26 protein-coding genes are annotated in these 23870 nt (G+C 39.9%); 18 read left to right on the forward strand and 8 right to left on the reverse strand.

What is annotated here, in order from left to right:
• Nucleotides 1–17 precede the first annotated feature (17 nt).
• The 14 genes from gucD (at nucleotide 18) to V3595_RS01925 (ending at nucleotide 13056) form a co-directional block, all read left to right on the forward strand.
• The gene (gucD, locus tag V3595_RS01860) at nucleotides 18–1481 is read left to right on the forward strand and encodes an alpha-ketoglutaric semialdehyde dehydrogenase GucD (protein ID WP_101223157.1); all 1464 of its coding nucleotides are present in this window, start codon (nucleotides 18–20) and stop codon (nucleotides 1479–1481) included.
• A gap of 61 nt (nucleotides 1482–1542) precedes the next feature.
• Nucleotides 1543–3078, forward strand: a complete 1536-nt coding sequence (garD, locus tag V3595_RS01865) for a galactarate dehydratase (RefSeq protein ID WP_485905224.1) — start codon at nucleotides 1543–1545, stop codon at nucleotides 3076–3078.
• Between the two features lie 162 nt (nucleotides 3079–3240).
• Entirely contained in the window at nucleotides 3241–3693 is a 453-nt protein-coding gene (locus tag V3595_RS01870; RefSeq protein WP_485905225.1) for a GNAT family N-acetyltransferase, read from the forward strand.
• 97 nt (nucleotides 3694–3790) lie between these two features.
• Nucleotides 3791–4111 (forward strand): hypothetical protein, encoded by a 321-nt coding sequence (locus V3595_RS01875; protein ID WP_137018607.1) that lies wholly within the window; start codon nucleotides 3791–3793, stop codon nucleotides 4109–4111.
• Between the two features lie 58 nt (nucleotides 4112–4169).
• Nucleotides 4170–4640, forward strand: a complete 471-nt coding sequence (locus tag V3595_RS01880) for a VOC family protein (protein ID WP_485905226.1) — start codon at nucleotides 4170–4172, stop codon at nucleotides 4638–4640.
• 44 nt (nucleotides 4641–4684) lie between these two features.
• The gene (locus V3595_RS01885; RefSeq protein ID WP_485905227.1) at nucleotides 4685–5134 is read left to right on the forward strand and encodes an ASCH domain-containing protein; all 450 of its coding nucleotides are present in this window, start codon (nucleotides 4685–4687) and stop codon (nucleotides 5132–5134) included.
• A gap of 102 nt (nucleotides 5135–5236) precedes the next feature.
• Nucleotides 5237–5935 (forward strand): polysaccharide deacetylase family protein, encoded by a 699-nt coding sequence (locus tag V3595_RS01890; protein WP_485905228.1) that lies wholly within the window; start codon nucleotides 5237–5239, stop codon nucleotides 5933–5935.
• Nucleotides 5936–6485: 550 nt separating this feature from the next.
• Nucleotides 6486–9521, forward strand: coding sequence for an efflux RND transporter permease subunit (locus V3595_RS01895; RefSeq protein ID WP_485905229.1), 3036 nt, complete (start codon nucleotides 6486–6488; stop codon nucleotides 9519–9521).
• Nucleotides 9522–9760: 239 nt separating this feature from the next.
• Complete coding sequence (locus V3595_RS01900; protein WP_485905230.1) at nucleotides 9761–10411, forward strand: DsbA family oxidoreductase; 651 nt, start codon at nucleotides 9761–9763, stop codon at nucleotides 10409–10411.
• Nucleotides 10412–10467: 56 nt separating this feature from the next.
• On the forward strand, nucleotides 10468–11070 hold the full coding sequence (locus V3595_RS01905; protein ID WP_485905231.1) for a nitroreductase family protein: 603 nt from the start codon (nucleotides 10468–10470) through the stop codon (nucleotides 11068–11070).
• A gap of 250 nt (nucleotides 11071–11320) precedes the next feature.
• Nucleotides 11321–11932 carry a flavodoxin domain-containing protein gene (locus tag V3595_RS01910; protein ID WP_485905232.1) on the forward strand — a complete coding sequence of 204 codons (612 nt, stop codon included), beginning with the start codon at nucleotides 11321–11323 and terminating at the stop codon, nucleotides 11930–11932.
• A complete protein-coding gene (locus V3595_RS01915) occupies nucleotides 11853–12020 on the forward strand; it encodes a Fur-regulated basic protein FbpA (RefSeq protein WP_485905233.1) in 168 nt (55 codons plus the stop codon). The genes V3595_RS01910 and V3595_RS01915 overlap by 80 nt, the downstream gene beginning before the upstream one ends.
• Nucleotides 12013–12162, forward strand: a complete 150-nt coding sequence (locus tag V3595_RS01920) for an FbpB family small basic protein (RefSeq protein WP_095393069.1) — start codon at nucleotides 12013–12015, stop codon at nucleotides 12160–12162. The genes V3595_RS01915 and V3595_RS01920 overlap by 8 nt, the downstream gene beginning before the upstream one ends.
• A 447-nt stretch (nucleotides 12163–12609) precedes the next feature.
• A complete protein-coding gene (locus V3595_RS01925) occupies nucleotides 12610–13056 on the forward strand; it encodes a DinB family protein (protein ID WP_485905234.1) in 447 nt (148 codons plus the stop codon).
• Between the two features lie 56 nt (nucleotides 13057–13112).
• On the opposite strand, the gene V3595_RS01930 is transcribed toward V3595_RS01925, so the two are convergent.
• Nucleotides 13113–13745, reverse strand: a complete 633-nt coding sequence (locus V3595_RS01930) for a DUF2238 domain-containing protein (protein WP_485905235.1) — start codon at nucleotides 13743–13745, stop codon at nucleotides 13113–13115.
• A 55-nt stretch (nucleotides 13746–13800) separates the two neighbouring features.
• A complete protein-coding gene (locus tag V3595_RS01935) occupies nucleotides 13801–14574 on the reverse strand; it encodes an alpha/beta fold hydrolase (RefSeq protein ID WP_485905236.1) in 774 nt (257 codons plus the stop codon).
• A gap of 264 nt (nucleotides 14575–14838) precedes the next feature.
• Here V3595_RS01935 and V3595_RS01940 point away from each other — a divergent pair, with 264 nt between their 5' ends.
• Nucleotides 14839–15021, forward strand: coding sequence for a hypothetical protein (locus V3595_RS01940; protein ID WP_328116819.1), 183 nt, complete (start codon nucleotides 14839–14841; stop codon nucleotides 15019–15021).
• A 220-nt stretch (nucleotides 15022–15241) separates the two neighbouring features.
• Nucleotides 15242–15802, forward strand: coding sequence for a peptidoglycan-binding domain-containing protein (locus V3595_RS01945; RefSeq protein ID WP_485905237.1), 561 nt, complete (start codon nucleotides 15242–15244; stop codon nucleotides 15800–15802).
• Between the two features lie 557 nt (nucleotides 15803–16359).
• Here the strand turns inward: V3595_RS01945 and V3595_RS01950 are convergent.
• Nucleotides 16360–16806 carry a hypothetical protein gene (locus tag V3595_RS01950; RefSeq protein ID WP_485905238.1) on the reverse strand — a complete coding sequence of 149 codons (447 nt, stop codon included), beginning with the start codon at nucleotides 16804–16806 and terminating at the stop codon, nucleotides 16360–16362.
• Nucleotides 16807–17027: 221 nt separating this feature from the next.
• Here V3595_RS01950 and V3595_RS01955 point away from each other — a divergent pair, with 221 nt between their 5' ends.
• A complete protein-coding gene (locus V3595_RS01955) occupies nucleotides 17028–18455 on the forward strand; it encodes a phospholipase D-like domain-containing protein (RefSeq protein ID WP_485905239.1) in 1428 nt (475 codons plus the stop codon).
• Nucleotides 18456–18587: 132 nt separating this feature from the next.
• Nucleotides 18588–19439 (forward strand): MBL fold metallo-hydrolase, encoded by an 852-nt coding sequence (locus V3595_RS01960; RefSeq protein ID WP_485905240.1) that lies wholly within the window; start codon nucleotides 18588–18590, stop codon nucleotides 19437–19439.
• A 115-nt stretch (nucleotides 19440–19554) separates the two neighbouring features.
• Here V3595_RS01960 and V3595_RS01965 read toward each other — a convergent pair whose 3' ends face one another.
• The 5 genes from V3595_RS01965 to V3595_RS01985 all read right to left on the reverse strand — a co-directional run bounded on the left by V3595_RS01965 (nucleotide 19555) and on the right by V3595_RS01985 (nucleotide 23846).
• Complete coding sequence (locus V3595_RS01965) at nucleotides 19555–19890, reverse strand: hypothetical protein (RefSeq protein WP_485905241.1); 336 nt, start codon at nucleotides 19888–19890, stop codon at nucleotides 19555–19557.
• A gap of 157 nt (nucleotides 19891–20047) precedes the next feature.
• A complete protein-coding gene (locus tag V3595_RS01970) occupies nucleotides 20048–20680 on the reverse strand; it encodes a LysE family translocator (protein WP_305159617.1) in 633 nt (210 codons plus the stop codon).
• Nucleotides 20681–20845: 165 nt separating this feature from the next.
• Nucleotides 20846–21472: an arylformamidase gene (kynB, locus tag V3595_RS01975; protein ID WP_485905242.1), complete on the reverse strand. Its 627-nt coding sequence runs from the start codon at nucleotides 21470–21472 to the stop codon at nucleotides 20846–20848.
• Between the two features lie 46 nt (nucleotides 21473–21518).
• Entirely contained in the window at nucleotides 21519–22364 is an 846-nt protein-coding gene (gene kynA / locus V3595_RS01980; RefSeq protein ID WP_141994559.1) for a tryptophan 2,3-dioxygenase, read from the reverse strand.
• Between the two features lie 60 nt (nucleotides 22365–22424).
• Nucleotides 22425–23846: an amino acid permease gene (locus V3595_RS01985; protein ID WP_485905243.1), complete on the reverse strand. Its 1422-nt coding sequence runs from the start codon at nucleotides 23844–23846 to the stop codon at nucleotides 22425–22427.
• Nucleotides 23847–23870 lie beyond the last annotated feature (24 nt).

Consider the following 23870-nt stretch of genomic DNA (forward strand, 5'->3'; position numbering starts at 1 on the left):
AAGGGTGGGGATTATATATGATAACTACAGTTCAAACAAAAACGTATCTTAACTATATTAACGGTGAATGGGTTGCTTCTATTTCAAATGAAGTTGAAAAAAGTTTAAACCCAGCAGATAAACAGGCAATTGTCGGATATGTACAAAAATCTACCAAGGATGACTTGAACCTGGCTGTGGAAGCTGCGAAAAAGGCGAAAGAAAAATGGCGCAAACTAGCTGGTTCAGAGCGCGGGGAGTATCTATATAAAGCAGCGCAAATTCTTGAAAAGCGGATTGATGAAATCGCAGAATGTGCAACACGGGAAATGGGAAAGACCTTTGCTGAAACAAAAGGGGAAACGGCACGCGGCATTGCGATCCTGAAATACTATGCAGGAGAAGGAATGCGTAAAGTGGGGGATGTCATTCCATCCACCGACAGTTCAGCGCTTATGTTCACGACGCGAGTCCCGCTTGGCGTTGTGGGCGTCATAACACCTTGGAATTTCCCAATCGCCATCCCAATTTGGAAGATGGCTCCGGCTCTCGTATATGGGAATACGATTGTGGTCAAGCCAGCCACCGAGACGGCCATCACCTGTGCGAAGATCATGGAGTGTTTTGAAGAAGCCGGTTTACCGGCGGGTGTAATCAATATGGTCACAGGACCGGGCAGTGTCATCGGGCAGGGCATCGCTGATCACGAAGATGTAAACGGCATTACCTTCACTGGCTCAAACGGCGTTGGAAAAAGGATTGGACAAGCGGCGTTAGCACGCGGAGCGAAATACCAGCTTGAAATGGGCGGGAAAAACCCGGTCATCGTTGCAGCGGATGCGGATCTTAATCTGGCTGTAGAAGCTGTCATTACAGGTGCGTTCCGTTCAACGGGGCAAAAATGTACCGCGACAAGCCGTGTCATCGTTGCAGCTGAAGTTTATGAAGAGTTCAAGCAGCTGCTGGTGAAAGAAACGAAAGGCATTTCCATCGGGGATGGATTGGACAGCGGGACATGGATGGGACCATGTGCTAGCGAAAATCAATTGAATACGGTTCTTTCCTATATTAAAAAAGGAGTGGAAGAAGGCGCTGAACTTCTAATTGGCGGGAAGCGTGCTGAAGAAGGCCCTCAGGCAAATGGCTTTTATGTAGAACCTACTATTTTTGATAACTGCACGTCAGATATGACGATTGTACAGGAAGAAATTTTTGGTCCGGTGATTGCTTTATTGAAAGCTGATTCAGTTGAAGAGGCCCTGCAACTTGCGAACAGCGTGGAATACGGCCTAAGTGCTTCAATTTTCACAGCGAATATCAAACATTTGCTTTCATTTGTTAACGATATGGAAGCGGGTTTGATCAGGGTTAACGCTGAGAGCGCAGGCGTTGAATTGCAGGCACCATTTGGCGGCATGAAAAACTCCAGCTCCCACTCCAGGGAACAAGGAGAAGCAGCAAAAGAGTTTTTTACATCCATTAAAACGGTGTTTGTAAAATAATAACCCTCTCGTGTATCTTTAGTGATGACTGTTTGCTTTTTTAGAATGAAGGAGTGGTAAAGTGGATACGAAAACGCAACTGACGGAGGTACCGCTTTATATTAAGGTAAATAAGATTGATAATGTCGCCATCGTGGTTAATACAGGGGGCTTGGATCAAGGAACCGTTTTCCCTTGTGGGCTTGAATTGATAGAAAGAGTACCACAAGGTCACAAAGTGGCTTTAATGGATATAGACGAGAATGAAGCCATCATACGCTATGGGGAAGTTATCGGTTATGCGGCTGAATCAATCAGTAAGGGCAGTTGGATTGACGAGTCGTTGGTGATACTGCCGGCTTCTCCAGATTTAAAGGCATTACCGGTAGCAAATGATATACCGAAAACTTTACCTCCAATTGAAGGGTATACATTTCAAGGATTCCGCAATGAAGATGGCAGTGTTGGAACCAAGAATATATTAGGCATTACAACTAGCGTTCAATGTGTAGTGGGCGTTCTGGATTTTGTCGTGAACCGGATAAAAAAAGAGCTACTCCCGAAGTATCCCAATGTTGATGATGTTTTCGCCATAAATCACAACTATGGGTGCGGAGTCGCTATCAATGCACCGGAAGCGGTTATTCCCATTCGCACGATACAGAACCTTGCGAAACACCCGAATTTCGGCGGGGAAGCCTTGGTAGTTGGATTAGGGTGTGAAAAACTTTCTCCAATGAGAATAAATCCAAGCGGGGATGATTCAGATATCATTTCACTTCAGGATCAGCAGGGATTTGCGGGAATGGTCCAATCCATTATGGAAATGGCCGAGGAACGTTTAATCAAGTTGAATAGCAGGCAGCGGGAGACATTTCCGGTTTCCGAATTAGTCATCGGTACGCAGTGCGGAGGAAGTGATGCCTTTTCTGGTGTGACAGCTAACCCTGCAGTAGGATATGCTACAGATCTGTTAGTTAGGGCAGGGGCAACTGTTCTATTCTCTGAAGTCACAGAAGTACGGGATGCGATTCATCTATTGACGCCTCGAGCGGTGAATGAAGAAGTAGGAAGAGCCTTAATAAAGGAAATGGATTGGTATGATAACTACCTTGCTTTAGGTGATGCTGATCGAAGTGCCAATCCGTCGCCTGGAAACAAAAAAGGCGGATTGGCCAATGTAGTGGAAAAATCATTAGGCTCCATTGCCAAATCCGGAGGCAGCCCCATTTCAGGCGTATTGGCTCCAGGTGAAAAAGCAACGGAAAAAGGGCTGATTTTTGCAGCTACACCAGCTAGTGACTTTGTTTGCGGAACACTGCAGCTCGCTTCCGGTATGCACCTTCAAGTTTTTTCAACTGGAAGAGGCACACCTTATAATCTCGCAATGGCTTCCGTCATCAAAGTATCTACACGAAATACATTGACAGAGCAATGGAAAGATCTGATCGATATAAATGCTGGAACTATCGCTACTGGTGAAGCAACGATAGAGGATGTTGGATGGGAAATATTTCACCTTATCTTGGAAGTGGCCAGCGGTAAAAAGAAAACCTGGGCAGAGCATTGGGGCCTGCATAATGATTTGGCACTGTTCAATCCTGCGCCAATTACTTAATAATGATTTACTGGACGGACTTCCTTTTAATAGAGGAAGTCCGTCCTTTTTTCTTCCAGAAAAGAGGACCGCTGGACTATTAGCAGAAGTTATTAATGAACGTTTGGTTTTTATCATGACGAAAAAAGGGTGATACTAAAAGTACATATCAGGAGGGATAGCATGGTCACATTCAGGAATGCGACGGCAAAAGATTTAAGTGAAATAGTACAGATGCTTGCGGATGATGTTTTGGGGAGGGAAAGGGAGCGCTATGAAAATCCCCTTCCTGAAAGCTATCTAAAAGCATTTGAATCCATTGATGCAGATGGAAATAATGAATTGATCGTAGCATGTCTTGGTGAGGAAATCGTTGGGGTGCAGCAAATCACGTTCACTCCTTACATTACCTATCAAGGAGGTTTGAGAGCTACGATCGAAGGAGTTCGGACGGCATCTTCAGAACGAGGGAAAGGCATTGGGAGCAAGTTGATTCAATTTGCGATTGACCGTGCCAGGAAGCGGGGCTGCCATATCATTCAGCTGACGACCGATAAAAAACGGGAAGAAACGCTCCGATTTTATGAACGTTTAGGATTTAAAGCCACTCATGAAGGCATGAAAATGAAGCTTTAATTTACCGTCTTTTGACCCCTTTTTCTCTGGTATTATATGTTAAAATTATTTGTGAGATATTAATAGATGTGCAGGATCTGATGAAAGGGTGTGCTCGATGGAAAACGAAGCATGTATTCAGAAGAGGTACGGTGTAATCAGTTTTACTTCATTCATCATTGGAATCATTTGCTTTTTTACTGTTTTTATTACACCTATTAGAATGGCAAATATCGGGAGTCTGACGGGTGATTATATAACATTTTTCCTTACGATTACCGGTATCGTCCTATCTGTCATGGGAATTTTGAAGAAAACGGAGAAAAAAGTGATTTCTATCATTTCTTTGGTTTTTTCCTCATCTTTCTTTATATTTTGGGTTATCGTCATCACTTTGCTGTTAACTGGTGAAATAGAATTGCCCCGTAGAACAAATTAGATAAAGGGGTTGTATGTAGGTCTAAGCTAATGGGGTCTGACTATAAAGGGGCGGTTCAATGATAAGAGGTTTATATGAAGCACATTTACCGGTTCGTGATTTGAAACGTTCCATCGAATTCTATGAGGGGCTTGGTTTGCAGTTAGATCATAAGGTTGAAGACAACCAGGCTTTTCTATGGATTGAAAAGGATAAAAGTTGGTTGGGGCTTTGGGAAACGGAAAAAGTGAAAGTTGAGTATCATCCCTCCTTACGGCATATCGCTTTTCAAGTATCATTGAAAGATTTAAAGTGCTCAGTCGCATGGCTTGAAGATAGAGGCTATGCGCCAAGAGAGGCTTTTGGATTTCTACCAATTGAACCTTTCGTGATGCCTCACGGGGAATATGCCCACGCTAAAATTCACTTTAATGATCCAGATGGGAACAGTTTGGAGTTAATTAGTAAACTGGAGAATCCAAAAAAAATCAAGAATCGTATGTATTTAAGTGAATGGGAACATGAATACAGAAGTGAAAAAAACGAATGATAAATGGGCGGAAATTTTAAGAATAAGAATGGGAGAATCATAGAATGAATGTCAAAGCGGAATTATATTGGAATGCATTTTGGCAGGGGAAAGAAGAAGAAAAACCCCAGTCAGTCAGTGCGTGGCAATTCGGGGCCGATCCCGATCAATTGGCTCAATTAGTGATGGATGGGATAAAAACGGCTACATGCTCTGGGTATGTTTTTTATGAAGAGGAAAATGAACCATTACCATCCGTGGGTGATTACAGCATTATTTTAAGTAGTGAGGATGAGCCCTTAGCGATCATCCAAACAGTGAAAGTCGAAGTATTGCCCATGAATGAAGTGAGCGAAGAGTTTGCGATTGCAGAAGGGGAAGGCGATCGAACATATACATTCTGGTGGGACGCACATGAAAAATTTTTTAAAGAAGAACTGGACAAAATCGGACACACCTTTCAAGTAGATATGCTACTAGTGTGTGAGCGTTTTGAATTGATACATGTAAAGTGAGTGTAGACGGCTCGTTCGGAATAGAGCAATAAGTGTTTTCTTTCAGTGATTTGCTATAATAGGTCATTGGATTAAAAAACTTATAGAAAGATAGGTATTTGCATGAAAAAGAAACTGATATTCATTGGATTGGGAATCCTGGTTGTTTTCCTGCTATTGTTTGGTACGTATAAATTAATGAATTCAAGAACATATCAGGTATTCGGTGGATTAACGGATAATGTCGAGACGAATGAAAAAGTGGTCGCTTTGACTTTTGATGATGGCCCATCGAACAATGTAAATCAAATCCTTCCGTTATTGGATAAATACGATGTAAAGGCTACATTCTTCCTGATTGGTAACGAAATCGAAAAGTATCCAGAGGAAGCGGGGAAAATAGCGGAAGCAGGACATCAGATTGGCAATCACACGTATTCCCACAGGCGAATGGTTTTTAAATCGCCCTCTTATATCAAGGCGGAAATCGAGAAAACGGATAAATTAATTCAAAACTCCGGATATAAGGGTGAAATTGATGTTCGGCCGCCAAACGGGAAAAAAATCTTAGGTTTGCCTTATTATTTAAATAAAAATGATAGAGAGACCATTACCTGGAATCTGAAACCAGATAGCTATTACACTACCGCTTCTGACAAAGTGAAGTATGTGAAGGAAAATATAAAACCAGGTTCGATCATCCTGATGCATCCGATGTATGATGATACGGGTAAAGAACTTCAAGCGATTGAAGGGATCTTAAAAGAGTTAACGAACAAAGGGTATAGGTTTGTAACGGTCAATGAACTTCAGGAAATGTAGTTTCATTTTTTACCTTCCGAACGATTTTCGAAAAATCGGGTTGCTGCGGCAGCCCTTTTTTTGATATACAGAATAGTACAAAACGTGTGCTGCATATTGTTTCTTAACGGAATGTTGATATTAGCATGCATTCGCATGATTTTTTCCTTAGGGTAAATAAAGCTATTAAAATGGGGCTGGTTACTTGTATCGGAATAAAAATACCGCTCTGATCATGATTTTGTGTTTCCTGTTATTCCTATTTCTTGTCGTGCTCATTTTTCGCCACATCACGGTATACTTCGTGTATAGCTCGGGTATCGGCCCGTTATTGCTTATCGGGGTAATGGTTTTTGCTATCGTTATGCTTTTTTTCAAAGGATATAAATAATCGAGTTTGTTTCTTTGAGGCTGCTGTGCAGCCTTTTTTATGTGGAAAAAGTTCTCTTCATAGTTATACATAAAAAAATATAAAAATCAATAAAAAATTAACACTCCGCCATTAGTAATATATGGTAATATTTGAAATGGGATTATTTTCTTATAAATTATAATCAGGGGTGATATGTACGTGGAGTTTTTTACTAAGTGGTCGTTTAAGAACAAGGCTGCCGTTTCATTGGTAACCATATTTATTTTGTTGATAGGAGTTGTCAGTTATTTTAAACTGCCGATGGAATTTTTACCATCCGCCGATAATCCTCAAGTTACGATTATCACAATGGGGCAGGGCACTGATTCGAAGACAATGGAAGCACAAGTTACAGATCCAATTGAAAGAGCAGTTACGGGAGTTAAAGGAAAGAGTTCAATATACTCCACCACCGGAGATGGATTTTCAAAAGTAGATCTATTCTTTGAAGCAGGATCGGATATGAAACAAGCGAAACTTGATGTTCAAGAGGCTTTAGGCAGTGTAGCATTGCCGCAAAGCATGGCAAAGCCTACTGTTACACAGTTAAATACATCTATGATTCCCATTTCATTTGTAGCTGTTACTTTTAAGGATGGATTAACAGCTGAAAATATAGACTTTACCAAGAAAGAATTAGAGCCTCTGTATAAAGATATTAAAGGGGTTTCGGATGTACAGACATTTGGAATTTCGCAATCCGTTCTTTCAGTCAAAGTGGATAATGAAGAATTGGCGAAAAAGAAAGTCTCCATTCAAGATGTCATGAGCGTCCTTAACGGTCAGAATGCAGCTCTGGCCGTTGGCGAAAAAGTGATTGATGGGAAGGCAAGTAACATCAAGGTTATCGGGGATTTAACAAGTATTGAAAAATTAAAAGCGTTAAAGGTAACTCCAAATGTCGCACTTGGAGAGATAGCAAAAGTTGAAGAAGCGAAGGATGGCAACCTCATCAGTCGTTTTAACGGTAAGGAAAGCATTGACTTAAGCATTATCAAGGACAGTCAATCAAATGCTGTCACAATCAGTAAAGAGGTTGAAAAAGTAGCAAAAGAAATTAATGAAAAGTATAGTGACCAGAAATCGACCATTTATTTATCCACAGCTGATATGGTGGAGACTTCCGTTCAGACGATGGTAAAAGAAGTTCTGCTAGGTGCGCTATTCGCTACGATTGTAATCATGGTCTTCTTACGGAATGTACGATCCACATTCATTACAATCGTTTCCATACCGTTATCTCTTGGCTTTACGTTATTTTTGCTGTCATTGTCGGGTGTGACGCTGAATATTTTGACGCTGGGCGGTGTCGCTGTAGCAATCGGGCGCTTGGTGGACGATAGTATAGTTGTTATTGAAAATATTTTCCGGAAAATGCAGCAGGAGAAGATTTCAGTCGAATTGGTGATGGATGCAACTAAAGAGGTGGGAGTGGCGATAACAGCTTCAACCCTTACTACTGTAGCCGTTTTCTTGCCGGTTGCTTTATTGAATGGAGGGCTTCAGGAGTTTCTTCTTCCTTTCGCTTTGACGGTCACTTATTCTTTGCTGGCTTCGTTAATTGTGGCATTAACGGTTGTTCCGTTAATGAGCGCAGGATTGCTGAAAAGAACGGAGCTGCCAAAACATCGACCGGCCAAGCGTTTTACCAAACTGGTTACTTGGTCATTAAATCATAAATGGGTAGTCTTGATTGTTGCTTTGCTATTGTTTGTCGGTTCCGTTGGTACATATTTTTCCATGCCAAAAGGGGCGATTGATAATTCTTCTGCAGACTATGTCTCCGTGACATTAACTTATCCAAATGATCAGCCTTATGAGAAAGTAAAGGAAAAAGCGATTGAACTTGAGGAATCGATGCAGGATATGACTGAAGTGGATAATATTTTCATGCAATTAGGAAACTCAGCCGAGACGGCCCAATATGGAGCAGTCACATCACCTACAGAAGCAACTTTCGGCATCCTCGTGAAGGATAAAGCAAATGTAGATTCAATCCTAGAAAAAATGGAAAAGGAACAAGAAAACTATCCTGATGCGAAGCTTACGGCCACCGCTTCCTCGTTTATGATGGGGGCATCAAAGACGAACATTACGATAGATGTGATCGGCAGTAATGTTGAAGATTTGGAACTGACGGCCAATAAGGTCAAGGAAAGTATTCAGGATATTAAAGGAATTGAAGATGTTACAACAAACCAAGACGAAAAGAAAACGATTTATTCATTCAAGGTAGATCCAGCTAAAGGCAATACAGAACAAATCGGTCAACAATTAGGTATCATGCTTAATAAAACGCCTATCGGCCATATAACTTTGCAGGATAAGCAGACACCTGTCGTCCTTGAACCCATCTTGGATCCTAAAAAACCAGAGGATTTAAAAAGTATTCCGATTATGACAGACGGCGGTCTAGCTCCGGTGTCTAAGGTTGCATCTTTAAATAGCGAAGAGAGTGCAACAACGCAGTTCCATAAAGATGGAGAAACGTATCTTCAATTAACGGCAACGGTTGATCCGACTAAGCTTTCCGATATTGCAAGCAAAATAAATCTTGAGATATTTGGAGATAAAGAGAATAAAGGCCTTGATATTCCGAATGATGTAGACATTTTAGTCGGGGGAGCGAGTGCTCAGCAGACAGATGATTTTTCCGATTTGTTCCTTACGATGTTAATATCGATCGGCATTGTCTTTTTAATCATGGTTATAACATTTAAATCGATCAAAGCACCGATCGCCATTCTATTTTCCTTGCCATTCGCTGCTATTGGAGCGGTATTAGGATTGGTTATCAGTCGAATTCCAGTGGATATTACAGCACTGCTGGGTGCTCTCATGTTGATTGGAATTGTGGTGACAAACGCGATTGTTCTTCTGGATCGAGTCAAACAAAACGAAGAAAAAATGATCATCCGTGATGCAATCGTCGAAGCGACTGCTACAAGATTCCGTCCGATCATAATGACGGCTGTAGCAACGATTTGTGCCATGCTGCCGCTTTTATATAAAAAAGCGGAAACAGGAAGTTTGGTTTCACAAAGCTTAGCGATCGTTGTCATTGGCGGGCTAGCTGTGTCTACACTGCTCACACTTATCGTCATTCCATGTATATACGAATTGCTGTACTATAAAAAATCTAAAAAACAGAGAAAGAAAAAGAGAGAACCCGTTAACGAACAAATCGAGATGTAAGGAAGCTTAATAAAAAAGTTTGTAGAGGAAGCAACGCTTTCTCTACAAACTTTTTTTCTATAGTTTTTTTAAATAATGGTTGACTTTCCTTTAACCTGTAACTAAAATGATTACAGCAAATGGAACAATCGCTTCGTAGTTACTAAATGCAATGTTCTTATATTGATATTTTTTTTACTCTATGTTGTAACTGTTTTGGTTACAAGTTGAGCTAATAATGAAAAGTGAGGGAATATATTATGACAGTGAAAATTAAAGCGTATTCTGATTTTATTTGTCCATTTTGTTTTTTAGGTAAAGGTCCTTTGGACGAAATCGTAAAGGAAAAGGATGTAGAAGTGGAATGGATGCCATTTGAATTGCGTCCGAGTCCATATTCCAAAATTGATCCATGGAAAGAACCCGATAAGTTGAATTCATGGGATTCTTACATTCTTCCTGTTGCGAAAAAGCTAGGAGTTGATATGCGTTTACCCCGTGTTTCTCCGCATCCATATACACATTTGGCGTTCGAAGGGTGCCATTTTGCAAAGGAGCACGGAAAAGGGAACGAATTCCACAACAGAGTATTTACAGCGTTTTTTCAAGAGGAACAAAATATTGAAGATATTGAAGTATTGACAAAATTAGCGGGTGAAGTTGAGCTTCCTGTAGATGCTTTTAGAGAAGCGTTAGTGTCACGAAAGTATCGGGAAGTGCACCAAGAAGCACTAAAACATGCTTATGAAGAAGCAGATATCAGGGCAGTTCCGACGTTTATTATTGGTGATGAAATCATTCAAGGACTAGCCAGCAAAGAAAGGTTAGCGCAAGTCATCGAGAAGGAAGAAGCAAAAAATAAACGGAATGAATTTGATGGCTTGCAATGTGATGGCAAGGGGAATTGCTAAATGTCTTATGAGTTATTAAATAAAATTAAATGAAAACATCATTTGGAGGAGTCAAAATGTCAGCAACTACTACAAATGTAAAAGAAGCAATCATCAACCGTCGTTCCATCCGTAAGGTGAAAAAGAACGAAAATATTACGAAAGAAAGAATTAATGAAGTGTTAAAAACCGCTTTACATGCACCAACTTCATTTAATATGCAAAGCGGTCGATTGGTGGTAGTGATGGATGACGAGCATGAAAAGTTCTGGGATATTGTAAAAGAAACACTTCGTTTCCGAGTTCCGGAAGAGAGCTTCGCGGCTACTGTAGAACGACTACAAGGATTTCGTGATGGAGTGGGCACTATACTATTCTTTGAAAATCAAGAAACGATAGAACAAATGCAAGAAAAAGCACCCTCCTATAAAGAACAGTTTCCATATTGGTCCCATCAAGGAAGTGCTATGCTGCAGTATGCCATATGGATGACTTTATCAGCGGAAGGCATAGGGGCATCTTTACAACATTATAATCCGATCATTGATGAAGAAGTGAAGAAGACTTGGGATCTTCCAGGAAAATGGTCGTTGATAGCTCAAATGCCATTTGGTGAGCCGAATGAACAACCAGGCGACAAAACGTTCCTGCCTTTCAAAAATATTGTGAAATTTTATTAATTCAAAGATTAAAATAATAGACTAACCAAGGGCCCGTTTACTCTTAATGAGTAAAACGGGCTCTTTTTTTTGGAAGAATGAACTTGAACTTTCCAGCAGCATTACGGAAACAGGGAAAGTGAAGCTGAAATATGCATTCCTGATTCATCCTTCATATAATTAGCGGAGGTAAATAATTGACAATGAGAATCATTTTCATTTATAGTGAGATGTGTAATGAAATTAATTCTCAATTAGGAAGGTGATATAGATGAAGGTATTCATTGGTTATGTCAGTTTATCCGGTAATACCGAGAAAATGGCTATAAACATAAAGAATAGAATGAAGGCTGTCGGCTGTGAAGTATATATGGAAAGATTGGATACTGTTGAAGTTGATGCTTTAAAGGATTTTGATTTGGCCTTTATTGGTTTATATACATGGAATCTTGAAGATTTACCGTATGAAGCAAACGAGTTTTATGAAGATATTGACCAAGTGGACTTTGCTGGAGTGAAAGTTGCATTCTTTGGTGCCGGCGACCTGACCCATTCGATACCCTGCGCCGCGATAGATATCCTTTCCGATAAAATGAAGCAATTTGGATTTGATGTATATGATCAAGTATTGAAAATACACCATGAAAGCAGTACATACGAACAATTAAGGAAATGCGAAGACTTTGCAGAGCATGCCCTTATATGGGGAAGCAATAGGAAGAAGTGGAGATTCTTCATGTGGGATCGGATGCTAGGCAGCCCCAAATACCAAAAGTCTGTATTTTTGTTAAGGAGGGTCCTTGATGATTACCCAATTAAGTGCAAATGGGGAAGCAAAAAAAGAGGAACTTATACAAGAGCTTCTGAAATTCGGGATTTTTAAAAAATATAATAAACAACTATACGAGCTACCGATAGTAGTTTTACAGAAGGAATTCAATCACTTGAGAGGTGAATTAAAAAATGTCTAGGAGAAGGAAATCTTATACTGAACTGCTAAAAGAAAACCGCGAACTTCTGTTGCATGACAAAATCGAAGTGGAACGCATCTATACAAAAATCGATCAAAAAGCCATCAATGAAAAAAAGGGCAGTAAGCAAGTACAATCATGATTGGTTAAAATTTGAACGTTGATTGAAAACGGAGGGCACTCCCTTTCCTTGGGCGGTCCCGCCCTCGGAGCTCTTTGCGCCTGTGGGTCTTTTATGAAACCCTCACTAGATTGAAGAAATTTGCGACACTCCTGTCGAAAAACTGGCTAGCCGAGACCCCGGAGACGCTTGCGTCGAGGAGGCTTGGCAGACAGTCGGCGGAAAGGGAGCGGATTTCTGAAAATCAACTAGAACTTTTTTAAAACTGCAGGCAAACTGACTTTTCTTCAAGTTTGCCTGCAGTCTGAACCGAAATCCATTTTTGATTTCGGTTTTTTCTTTTGGGTCTGTTATTGAATGCTGTTGATTTCCTTCTTCAACAAACAGTGCAGTTAGTTGAAGAAGAAGGTATTTTCCGGTTGGTTGCCGAATAAAAATCCTTTAGGTAAAACTTAGGGGGAGTGCAAATTGAAAAATGTAATAGATGGAATCAATCATTGGATAGGTTTTATACCTGAAGAGTTCACCCGGATGACAGAAAAAGATTTAAATCATCGACCAATGCCACACAAATGGTCCAAAAAAGAGATTTTAGGACATCTATGCGATTCTGCATTGAACAATATGAATAGGTTTATCAAGATTCAGTACGAAGAACAGCCATATGTTATACAACCATATAATCAAGACCAATGGGTATTGGTTCAGAATTATCAAGAGCGACCATTGGATGAGATCGTAAACCTTTTTTGTGCTTTAAATAAGCAAATCATACATATAATAACGAATACACCAAATGATAGATTATCTAATCTTTGTGATATAGGAAATAATCAACAAAAATCATTGGAATGGCTAATAAAGGATTATCTAGAACATATGGAACATCATATTAACAATCAAATTCTAAAATAGTGATCTATAAAGGTCACTATTTTTTATCTTTTTTCAGAGGACAGCTTTTTTCTTCATCAATTTTTCACTTTTCGTAACAGCTTGTCATGAAGTTTGGACAAGGTGAACAATACAATGATAGAGGCGATTAAAGTTAACGACATATCCCATTGTGCGTCCCAAATATCACCCTGTGTTCCTAAAAAGTCCTTTGAAGCTTTTTTGCCTTTTGAAATGATGGCAGCTATCCATTCGATGATTTCATATAGTGCTCCAATGGCAAGCGCAAAACTTAATGTGACAGCAAATAACCACGGTCCTTTTGTTAGAGGGGTTTTACGTATTACTATTTCTCTAATCACAATCGCAAATAAACCTTTTATGAAATGCCCAAACCGATCATAGTGGTTCCGGTTTAGATCGTAATGATCTTTTATCCAATTAAATAGAGGAACTTTTGTGTACGTATAATGGGCACCGATGAACATGGTGATTGAAAGAACGGCAATAATGAAATAGGATAATGTAGTGAGGCGGAATTTATTATATGTAGCCATTACATAAATCAGAAACACAACGGCAGGAAGTACTTCCATTGTCCATATCAAGTATCCTTCAGGCTTAATAACTGACCAAATAAAAACTGCAGTGACTAGCAATAGTAATAATAAATGAATCAGTATACTTTTATCTCTTCCCAATTTTTTCACTCCATAAATTTATGATATGTACATAGTAAAAGATTGAAATTTGCAATCGGAAAAATCAATCAGATTGTGAATGGATAAAATGCTTAATACTTTCATTTAAATCATTAGCCGCTTTTGTAGGAATCTGATGCTTTACATGATCAATGAATTTTAGTTCCGTACATGGCAATTTTTCATGCAATAAATTGGCATAGCGATACAATGGTTTATCTTTTTTACCATAAATCAGTAAAGTTGGAAGATTGATTTTCTCAAGCTGATGGGTACAGTTATAATGCAAACTATAACGGTAATACTGCTCGATATTTCGGGCATCTCCTTTTAGGGCTTCATTAAACATTTTGTTGAACAGTTTTATGGTATTTGAATTGCTCCATGAGATGGAAAGCGCAAGAATTGGAACTGCGTCTTTATTGGCAAGTGATATTCCTAAAGAAATCTTTTGCTTTAAATATTTATCCCTCACTTCAGACATTCCGCCTATTACAATGCCACCTAGAGCCTTATCGGCACAACTCAGCAAATATTCCAATACGATAGAGCCGCCGGTCGAGTATCCGCATATGATTGCTTTTTTAATTTTCAAATGATCCAACAGATGTTTGATATCTTCTATAATCAGGGGATAAGTTACTGGCTGTTTTGAATACTGACTTCTTCCGTGACCCCTAATATCAAAAGTGATAACTTTGAATTCTTCGGATAATTCCTCCATTTGGTATTGGAAATTCACACTAGTCAGTACAGGAGGATGAATAAAAACAATAGGAACCCCTTCTCCCCTAACAGAATAATACAAGCTAATACCGTCCATATCTAACATTGGCATGAATATTCACCTCAATAATCTTAAATCTTTTTCAATCATTGACTGGCTATGCTATTGAATTAAAAACTTGATGATAAGCGTTTGGATTTTAGCGACATGAAAATGAGTATTTGCATAATAACCCTCCTGAAAGAATTTTCCCTAAATAACACGTTTTTATTACTAATTATTTTGGTAACAAACATTTTGAATTTTTTGGTTTTTTTTGAACAAGATATTAGAGTTCAGGAAATGAACAAAAATATATAAAATAAGGTGATGTAAATGAAGGCAAACATGGATAAAATTTTACCAGTTGTCGCTTCGGTCGGAGTAGGTATTGCCACTTATCAAATGTTGAGTGGCAATGGCGGGAAAATGAATAATATGGTGCCGCTTGCCACTAACTTGATGGGAATGGGGACTGGGATGCAAGGGCAGAATCAACAACAGCCGGAAAATCAATAAAAACAAAATCATCCCCATTAGGGGATGATTTTGTTTTTATTCAAGAAACGGGACTTCCGTCATATGCTGATTTTTGGAAATGACACCACGAATCATATTTACCATTTTTTATAATTAAAGTAATAAAACACCAATAAAATAACTCCTTACGTTATAATGAATGGGCTCCAAGGAAAGTGTCAGAAACCTGCAGGAGTGATCATATGAATGGAGGTTATATGTGTTGAAGAAAAAATTATTGGTCATTATTCCAACAGTTACCCTCATGTTGGCCCCTCTAGGAATGGGAACTTCAATTTCCCACGCAGCATCAAAGGGCAGTCAAATCCAGAAAATCGAAACGAAGGCGGAAACACGCCCGACCCTCAGGAAAGGCTCACGTTCGAGTTATGTAAGAGACTTACAGCAAAGCCTTAAAGATGTTAAATATAATGTAGGCGTTGATGGGATTTTCGGTACCCAAACACAAAATGTGGTAAGGGAGTTTCAAGTGGATCATAACTTGAGTTCAGATGGTATCGTCGGGCCGCTGACATGGGCTGCTTTAGATGAAAATAAGGTGGAAAGAAAACAGTTCACGGAGAAAGACGCAATCGCGTTAGGGAAGAAGAAGCTGGGTAACAAGATCGTATTCAGCGGTGATGGCAGATTGCTGAAAGATGGCAAAGGAAAATCATATTACAATTATAAAGCAGCTAATAAAGATTGGATCGATCAAGGCGGCACAGGAACGATTGGGTGGTTCCACATTTATAAAGATGGCCGTGTAGTGGAACAATAAAGGGATATACATGCAAAGAATGTTCTCACTATATGTGGGATTTTTTTTATGGATATTTAAGAAGACTAAATACATCTATTTTTGGCTATAAATAACAAGTAAATACAGATATAATAGTAAATGGACAGCAATTTGGTATAGTGGGCAGCGGTCACTCCTTTTCAGAAAGGGGGTGTCGCTGGTGATTTCTATTATGGACGGACTGATGCTAATGATTTCATTCGCCTCTTTAATCGTCGCAGTAATCGCGGTTACATTAAAAAAGTAACCCCCTCCATACCATCCGGCCAGATGTATGTAGGAAAAGGGTTACTTTCATGATCGAGTAGCTACTGACTTACCACAGAAAGCCGCTGCTCTTTATGCAGTTTTGCTGTTCATTAAGACGCTGGTTTTAACCAGTGTCTTTTTTTTATGTGTTAGTTATCATTATTATATCCTCATTTTACCTATACATTCAACTAAAAAACATGGAAAGAGCATCGATTCGTTTCTTACGTTCTTTCAAGAGTTTCCTGGGTGAGCTCTTGGATTAACGAAGCTTTTGGTAAAACCAATTAGATTTTCGTTAAATTCCTGCCGGACTCCAGTTTGAATAATTTCATTCCTTTATAAGATAAAATCATAGGAATCATACAAAGCAAGGCCATCGGTAAACAATAAAGAAGATAGAAATGCCCTCCGTTTTCCAGCAAGGGAATATAGGCTAAAGCAACAAGAAGTAAAGTGAAAAAAATGATCGTGAAAATCCCGAAAGATTGATGATAGAATGCATGAATTTCCCTTCTTCGTTCATCTTGGTTGGGTAAGGTCTTTGCTGCTTTGTGCGTTCGAAGGAATAGGTACAAGGAGAACATTAGAAATAAAGCGGAAAATGGTAAAGCGATTGCAAATAATGAAACGTCAAGAATGGAAAGATAAAAGCTGGATAAAAAGAAAACTTCTGATACCCCTAATGCAAAACAATAATTGAAGATACTTATTCTATCAGGTTGTTTAAGCATAAAATCCCTCCTTCTATATCATATTATGCAACTGCTTTCATGTTCACCACTTTGTCACATCTAAAAGGAAAATAAATGATCCCAGTTCCACCCGGGATCAAGCAGATGGGTAAATGGCACCGCTCGCTACCTAGTCAGATGTATCAAGCCTGGAGATGTTGAATAGAGTCTTTGCGTATTACGAATAGTAATAAAATATCGCTTAAAGGGGGGAGTGCTCAATGACTGTAAAAACGGCAATTAAAGGATTTTTGCTTGTTCTTCTATTATATTTCCTTTATGTAGTTGTGACGGCTGTCGTTCTTTTCCCTAAAGCAGAAAAAGAAGAAAACAGGCCGATTAAACAGGTAAGTGAATATATGGGAGAGAAGGAAGCCACCGTGGATCGTGTCCTGCTTTTCGAAGACGGTTATGAGTCGGGACTCGCCCGAATGCGAATGATCCAGGAAGCCCAGCATTCAATCGATATCGCCTACTATGCTTTTGGAAAAGGCAAATCAACCGAGCTTTTTCTTGGAGCCTTGATCGATGCGGCTGACCGAGGTGTCAAAGTCCGAGTCCTTCTGGATGGAATATCTCATGGACTCAGAGGTCAATTAAGCAGTGCCCGTTATGCATTGGCTTCGCATGAAAACATTGAATTAAGATATTACGAAACCTTTAAGCCATTTAAGCCGTGGACCTGGCATAATCGCCTTCATGACAAGATCATCACTGTAGATGGAAAGTTAGGCATCATCGGAGGGAGAAATATTGCCGATAAGTACTTAGCAAGCAAGCCGCCGAGGAATTTTGTCTATGACAGGGATGTACTCATTTTCAATGCTAAAGAGGAGAAGGATAGTGTAATCGTTGAAATGAAGGACTATTTGAATGAATTATGGACCCATCCGTATACGAGCGATATTTTTTCGGACCTCTCGAAAAGGCAAACGGAAAAAGGAAAACGTGAAAGAGATGCATTAGCGAAACAATACAGCAAAGCATTGCGCACTGAAACCGATTTCGTGAACCCAGTCGTCGATTGGAGCAAGGCTACAACACCTACTAAAAAAGTGTCCTTCATTCATAATCCAATCGAACGTTTCAACAAGTACCCTATTGTGTGGAGATCTCTATTGGATATGGCTGCGAACGCCAATCAATCGATATACATCCAAAGTCCCTATATTGTCCCTGCGGATGCCTTGAAGGAATATGTACCGAAGCAAATGGATTCAAAGGCTGATTGGACCATACTTACCAACTCGGCTGCATCAACCCCGAATATGATCGCTTTTTCCGGTTACTTGGCTCGTAGGGATAGCGTCGTTGAGACGGGGGCAAGGCTTTATGAATATTCAAAGCCTTATTCTTTGCATGGTAAATCGGTTGTATATGATCAACGATTAAGTGCAGTGGGATCCTACAATTTGGATTCTCGATCTGCCTTTTTAAATACAGAATCGATGGTGGTCATCGATAGTGAAAGATTTGCAGCGCAGTTGATAGATGCGATCGATTCGAAAATCAAAAATAGTACACTCATTGCGGACAATAGAAAATATATGCAACCGCCTGAAGATCAGAAAAGGGAAGAGTCTTTTTTTAAAGCCACCTTTTTAAATGCCCTCTCGAAAATTACGGTATATTGGAATAGGTTCATTTGAATGATGACTAAAAAGACAGCAATCTCAGTGATTGTTGTCTTTTTGGCCTTTTGCGGAGATTATCTTATGAATACATGTGTAATTTGCTATACTTGAGCAAGCTGACCACAACAATCGTAAGGAGACAGAAACATGCAAACATTACAGCACCTATCGAAACATATTGTCTACCTGCCGCCAGTTCAAGAAACGGATCGCCCGGTTCTTGCCGCCGTGACGGGAAACAAGAAAACGATCATCATCGATGCCGGTAACTCTGTCAGGCATGCACAGCTCTTTAAGGACGAATTGCTTCGGAATGATATTAGCGGGAATTTCCTCGTTCTTACCCATTCACACTGGGACCATGTATTCGGACTGGAGATTATCGGGATTCCGGTGATTTGTCAGGAAAAAACATACACTAACATTAAAGATATGCAGCAGCTTTCATGGGAAGATCAGGCCCTTGATCAACGGGTCGAAGAAGGGACGGAGATTCCATTTTGCGCCGATGCAATCAAATTGGAACATGGGTCGAATAGAGAGATTACCTTCCCCCTGCCTGATATCATCTTTGAAAAAACGATGACGATCGATCTCGGCAATATAACCTGTGTCATTGAACATGTTGGCGGCGACCATGCCAAAGATTCCTGCATCATTTATGTACAAGAGGAAAAAACATTATTTCTGGGAGACTGCCTTTATGCCAATCTTTATGCTGAAAAATGGAATTATACGTCTGAACAGGCTTTGTTGCTCATTAAGAAAATTGAAGCCTATGATGCCGAAACATATATACTCTCCCATCATGATCAGCCTCGCACGAGACTGGAGATGGAGGCGGAGCTTAAGCTAATGAAAGAATGTGCCAGAGCGGTGGTGAAACATCGGGGAAACCGAACTTCAATGGAGCAGGAATTGGCTAAGGATTTAAAGCGGGATTTAACTGAGGACGAGCTCGAAACAATTGGATTTTTCGTGAATGGGTATGTTGAGTGATCTAAACGCTAAAGAACACAAAAAGTTAAACACGTTTATTATAAAGGTATAGGTGGGGGATGAGTTCGGTATTATGGGGCTCATCCCTTTAATTTCACCTTTTTCAGCAACAGTCCTACACAAAATCGATAATAAGCGTTATTAGTGCTGAAACTATAAGAACTGATAGGATACCTGATATAATATTCCCTGCTTTTGCTCCTCTGTTATCGGGATATATATGACCAATAATAAAGGAGGGGATGAAAAATATAGCCGAATAGAACATTGTATAATGAATGCCTGAATTTCCATTTGACAAGAAGCTAAGTCCGATAGTAATTAAAATATTATCTCCAATGCAAGATTTATCACCAAATTCAAAGGTAAACAATATTCCGATTAAACATAGCACGAAAGAAAGTGAACCTAATCCGATATCTTTTGTTTTCTTAACTTCAATAGTTGTCATGTTCTTTTTCTTCTTATATAAAAAACCAAATTATGGTTTTTTTATATTGTAACATAACTCAAGTACTTAAATCCCTACACCTGTAACAGATCCCCAATATATAAAAACTGCACCTCCAATTGTTAGGTGGTGTCTAACAATTAGGGTGCAGTTCAAATTAATTATGAGCTTTTTCCAAAGCTAGCTTTATCCCGAAGCCAATCAAGACCGTCCCGGTTATCCCCTCGAAAATCGCTTGGGTTCTAGGCTTTTTCATGAAAGCACTGATCTGGTTCAGCAGATAGATATAAAATACAAACCACAACGCAGTTAAAACGGTATACGTTATGCCCATGATCAGGAACGGTAAAAACGTATCATTTCCCGGATTCACGAACTGAGGCAGAAACGTTAAAAAGAAGACAGCCACTTTAGGGTTCAGCAGATTTGTAAGGAACCCTTGCTTAAAGCAAGACTGGTTTTCGTACTTACTTTTGACTGACGTTTCCGCCGCTGCGGCCACTTGTTTATTCCTTAATCCCCATAGGGTCTTGAAGCCTAGATATACCAAGTAAACGGCACCGACATATTTGAAGATGGAAAATAATAAAGCGGATTTCACAATGATTGCCGAAAGTCCGAACACGGCAGCTGATGTATGAATAAGCAGGGCACAGCACGTGCCGAACATCGTTTTAAAACCTCCCGACGTCCCCACGGTAACGGTGTTCCTTGTGGCTATTGCTGTATCTGGACCGGGTAAGATGATGAGAAGGATGCACATGATGATGAACAAATAAAAGTTTTCCATATTCGGACCTCCACTCTTAGTGATGAATTCTGAAAATTATAACATAGATGTACTTGGTTTAGGGAGATAAATTTGATAGTTAATGATTACCTCAATAGAAAGGGAGGCAATAAAAAAACAAGCCAAATCATTTTTTGATTTGGCTCGTTTTTTTGAAAAATTTTGTTAGGGTAACTTTTTCAACACAGCACGTACCGGACTTCCATCTGCTTCAACTAAAGGAAGTGGGAGCGCTGCCAGCTCATAATTACCTGGTCCTATATCGTCTAATACAAGTCCTTCCAAAATGTGAATTCCATGACCGGCAAGTTCATGGTGGGCAGACAGTTCTTTACTATCCAGTGGATCTACTGATGGTAAATCAAGTCCAATAAGACGGACGCCGATTTCTGAAAGATATGCCGCTAATTCTGGCTGGATATGAGGAATCGTTTGTGGAAACACACTTCGATCCTGCCATGCATCCGTCCGAATTAACAGACGGGTAGCGCCTTGTAGATCTATACTGGATAATTCATCGACTCCGATGCTTGTCTTGTTTGTTAAATGGATAACTCGGGCATTTCCCATATATAAGTCGAGATCCAAATCAATCACTCTTTTTCCATCGTCATCAAAATGAAAAGGTGCATCAATATGGGTACCGGTATGGATACTCATATTGATTTGACCTACATTGACAGATCCACTTTCTTCTTTACTCCAATTTACTTTATAAGAGAAAGGTGTATCTCCAGGCCAGACTGCAACGTTATCATCCAGACGTTGTGAAATATCAATCCATGTCCCCATGCATTTACCTCCATTTCTTCTGGCTGTTTCTTTGCTACTTATTTCATCATAGCTTCGTTCTTAAACTCCATAGTTCTGGGAAAAAGTGTTGATCCAGTGCTCTTTTTAAATACGTTACACCTGATGATCCGCCAGTACCTTGCTTATTACCAATAATCCTTTCCACTGTGGTCATATGATTAAAACGCCATAATTGCTGTTGGTGGCCAATGTCCACTAACTTTTCGCCCAGCTCATATAAGTCCCAATATTGCTCAACATCGCGGTAAACTGTCAGCCACGCCTCTTCTACACTTGCATTTGGTTCATATCTTTGTGACCAATCCCTGCTGATGGCTTCTTGATCAATAGGTAATCCGCGCGCTACAAGAGCATTGATCGCCGCGTCATAAATACTTGGCTCATGAAGGGCCTGCTGCATTTGCTCGTATAAATCTGTTTGGTGCTGATAGACTGATAGCGTATGGACATTTTTATTTCCTAATGCAAATTCAATCAAACGATTCTGATAAGATTGGAATCCGGAAGATTGTCCCAGTTTATCCCTGAACTCCATGTATTCAGCCGGCGTTAAAGTTGAAAGGACATTCCATGACTGGATCAATTGCTGCTGGATCCTCGAAACGCGAGACAACATTTTAAACGAAGGTTCCAACTTGTTTTGGCGGATGGACTCAGTTGCTGCTGTCAACTCATGTAAAATGAGCTTCATCCATAGCTCACTCGCTTGATGGATAATGATAAATAGCATTTCATCATGATGATCGGAACATCTATGTTGACTGGTTAAAATCTTATCAAGGTGGAGGTAATCTCCGTAAGACATCGATTTTTGAAAGTCGGTTTGAATTTCTTTCTCTAGACCCGTTATTGTTTGTTCATTGTTATCCATATTCTTCATTCCGCAATCTCCTCACTTTTCCATATGCACAAAATTATTTATTCCGTCATTCTATTCTATCTTCTTTTCCAGAGATTCTTCCATTACATTATGGTTAATATTTCTTCTTTTTGAAACAGAATAAGCAACAGCTAAAAATAGTAACCAAGGTATCCCGAATTGAAGCATGATCTTGAAATCTGTAAACCATGTTGTAATCATTAAGCTGAATAGAAGAACGGCTCCTAGTATCGTTAAATAGGGAAAACCAATCATCCTTACAGGTAATTTGCGTCCGCCGGTTTTCTCCCATTTAACCCTGAAAAACAAATGGGAAATGAAGATCATGAACCAAGTGAACATAGCACCGAACATGGAAATCCCCATCATGAATGCATAGGATGATCCAGGAAGTAACGCATGAACGCCTGCAGCAATGAAAATCCCCGTTGTAGAGACAGCAAGCGCTTTTCCCGGAACGCCCCTTTTGTTTAACTTTCCTAAAAAGCTAGGTGCATGTTTTCCGCGAGCCAATGAAAACATCATACGTGTTGAAGCATATAGCTGGGCATTCATGGCAGATAAAGCAGCCGTTAAAATAATAAAGTTCATGATCCCGGATGCACCTGGAATGTTCAAGATTTCCATTACTTTTACGAATGGACTTTCCTCGATCCCAGCTGTTTTCCACGGAACGATCATCAGCATGATGCCGATTGTCAACACATAGAAGGTGGATAAACGGAACACGGTCGCTTTTAATGCTTTTGGAACTGCTGCATCCGGATCTTTTGCTTCCCCTGATGTAACCGCTATCATTTCGGTTCCAAGAAAGCTGAATAAAGAAATAAATACGGCTACCCACATTCCCCACCAACCAAATGGGAAAAAACCGCCTTCATTTACAAAGTTCTCAGGTCCTATATGTGGCTGATCGGATGAACCGAATAGTACATAGGATCCAAGAAGGATAAACCCAACAATGGCACTTATTTTAATAAAGGAGAACCAATACTCAAATGTAGCGAATGTATTCACGCTAGTAGCATTTACATAAATCAGGGCACCTGCAAACAGCAAAATCCATACGATTCCCGGTACGGTCGGAAACCAATATTTCATATACACGCTGACTGCACTTACTTCAACCCCAACAGCCAAAACATTGGCAATCCAATAAGAATAGCGGACAAGATAGCCTGCCATTGGAGACATGTACTTTTCAGCAATGGCCCCAAAAGATCCGGAAGTAGGATGGGCAACCGTCATTTCCGCTAAACAGCCCATCAACAGTAAAACAATGAACGCCCCAAGAGCATAACTGAGCAATACACTTGGCCCTGCAGCTTGAATCGCAAGCCCGCTGCCAAGGAATAGCCCCGTCCCGATGGCACAGCCCATTGCGATCATGGAAAGCTGATTTGTTTCCAGCTCACGTTTTAATCCTTTTTCTGGCTCATCTTTAAAGTTCGATTGAGTATTTTTGTTCTCCATAGTTCATCCCCTTTTTATCAAAAA

It is taken from the genome of Bacillus sp. CFBP9009 (assembly GCF_036541465.1).
GTDB lineage: Bacteria > Bacillota > Bacilli > Bacillales > DSM-1321 > Peribacillus.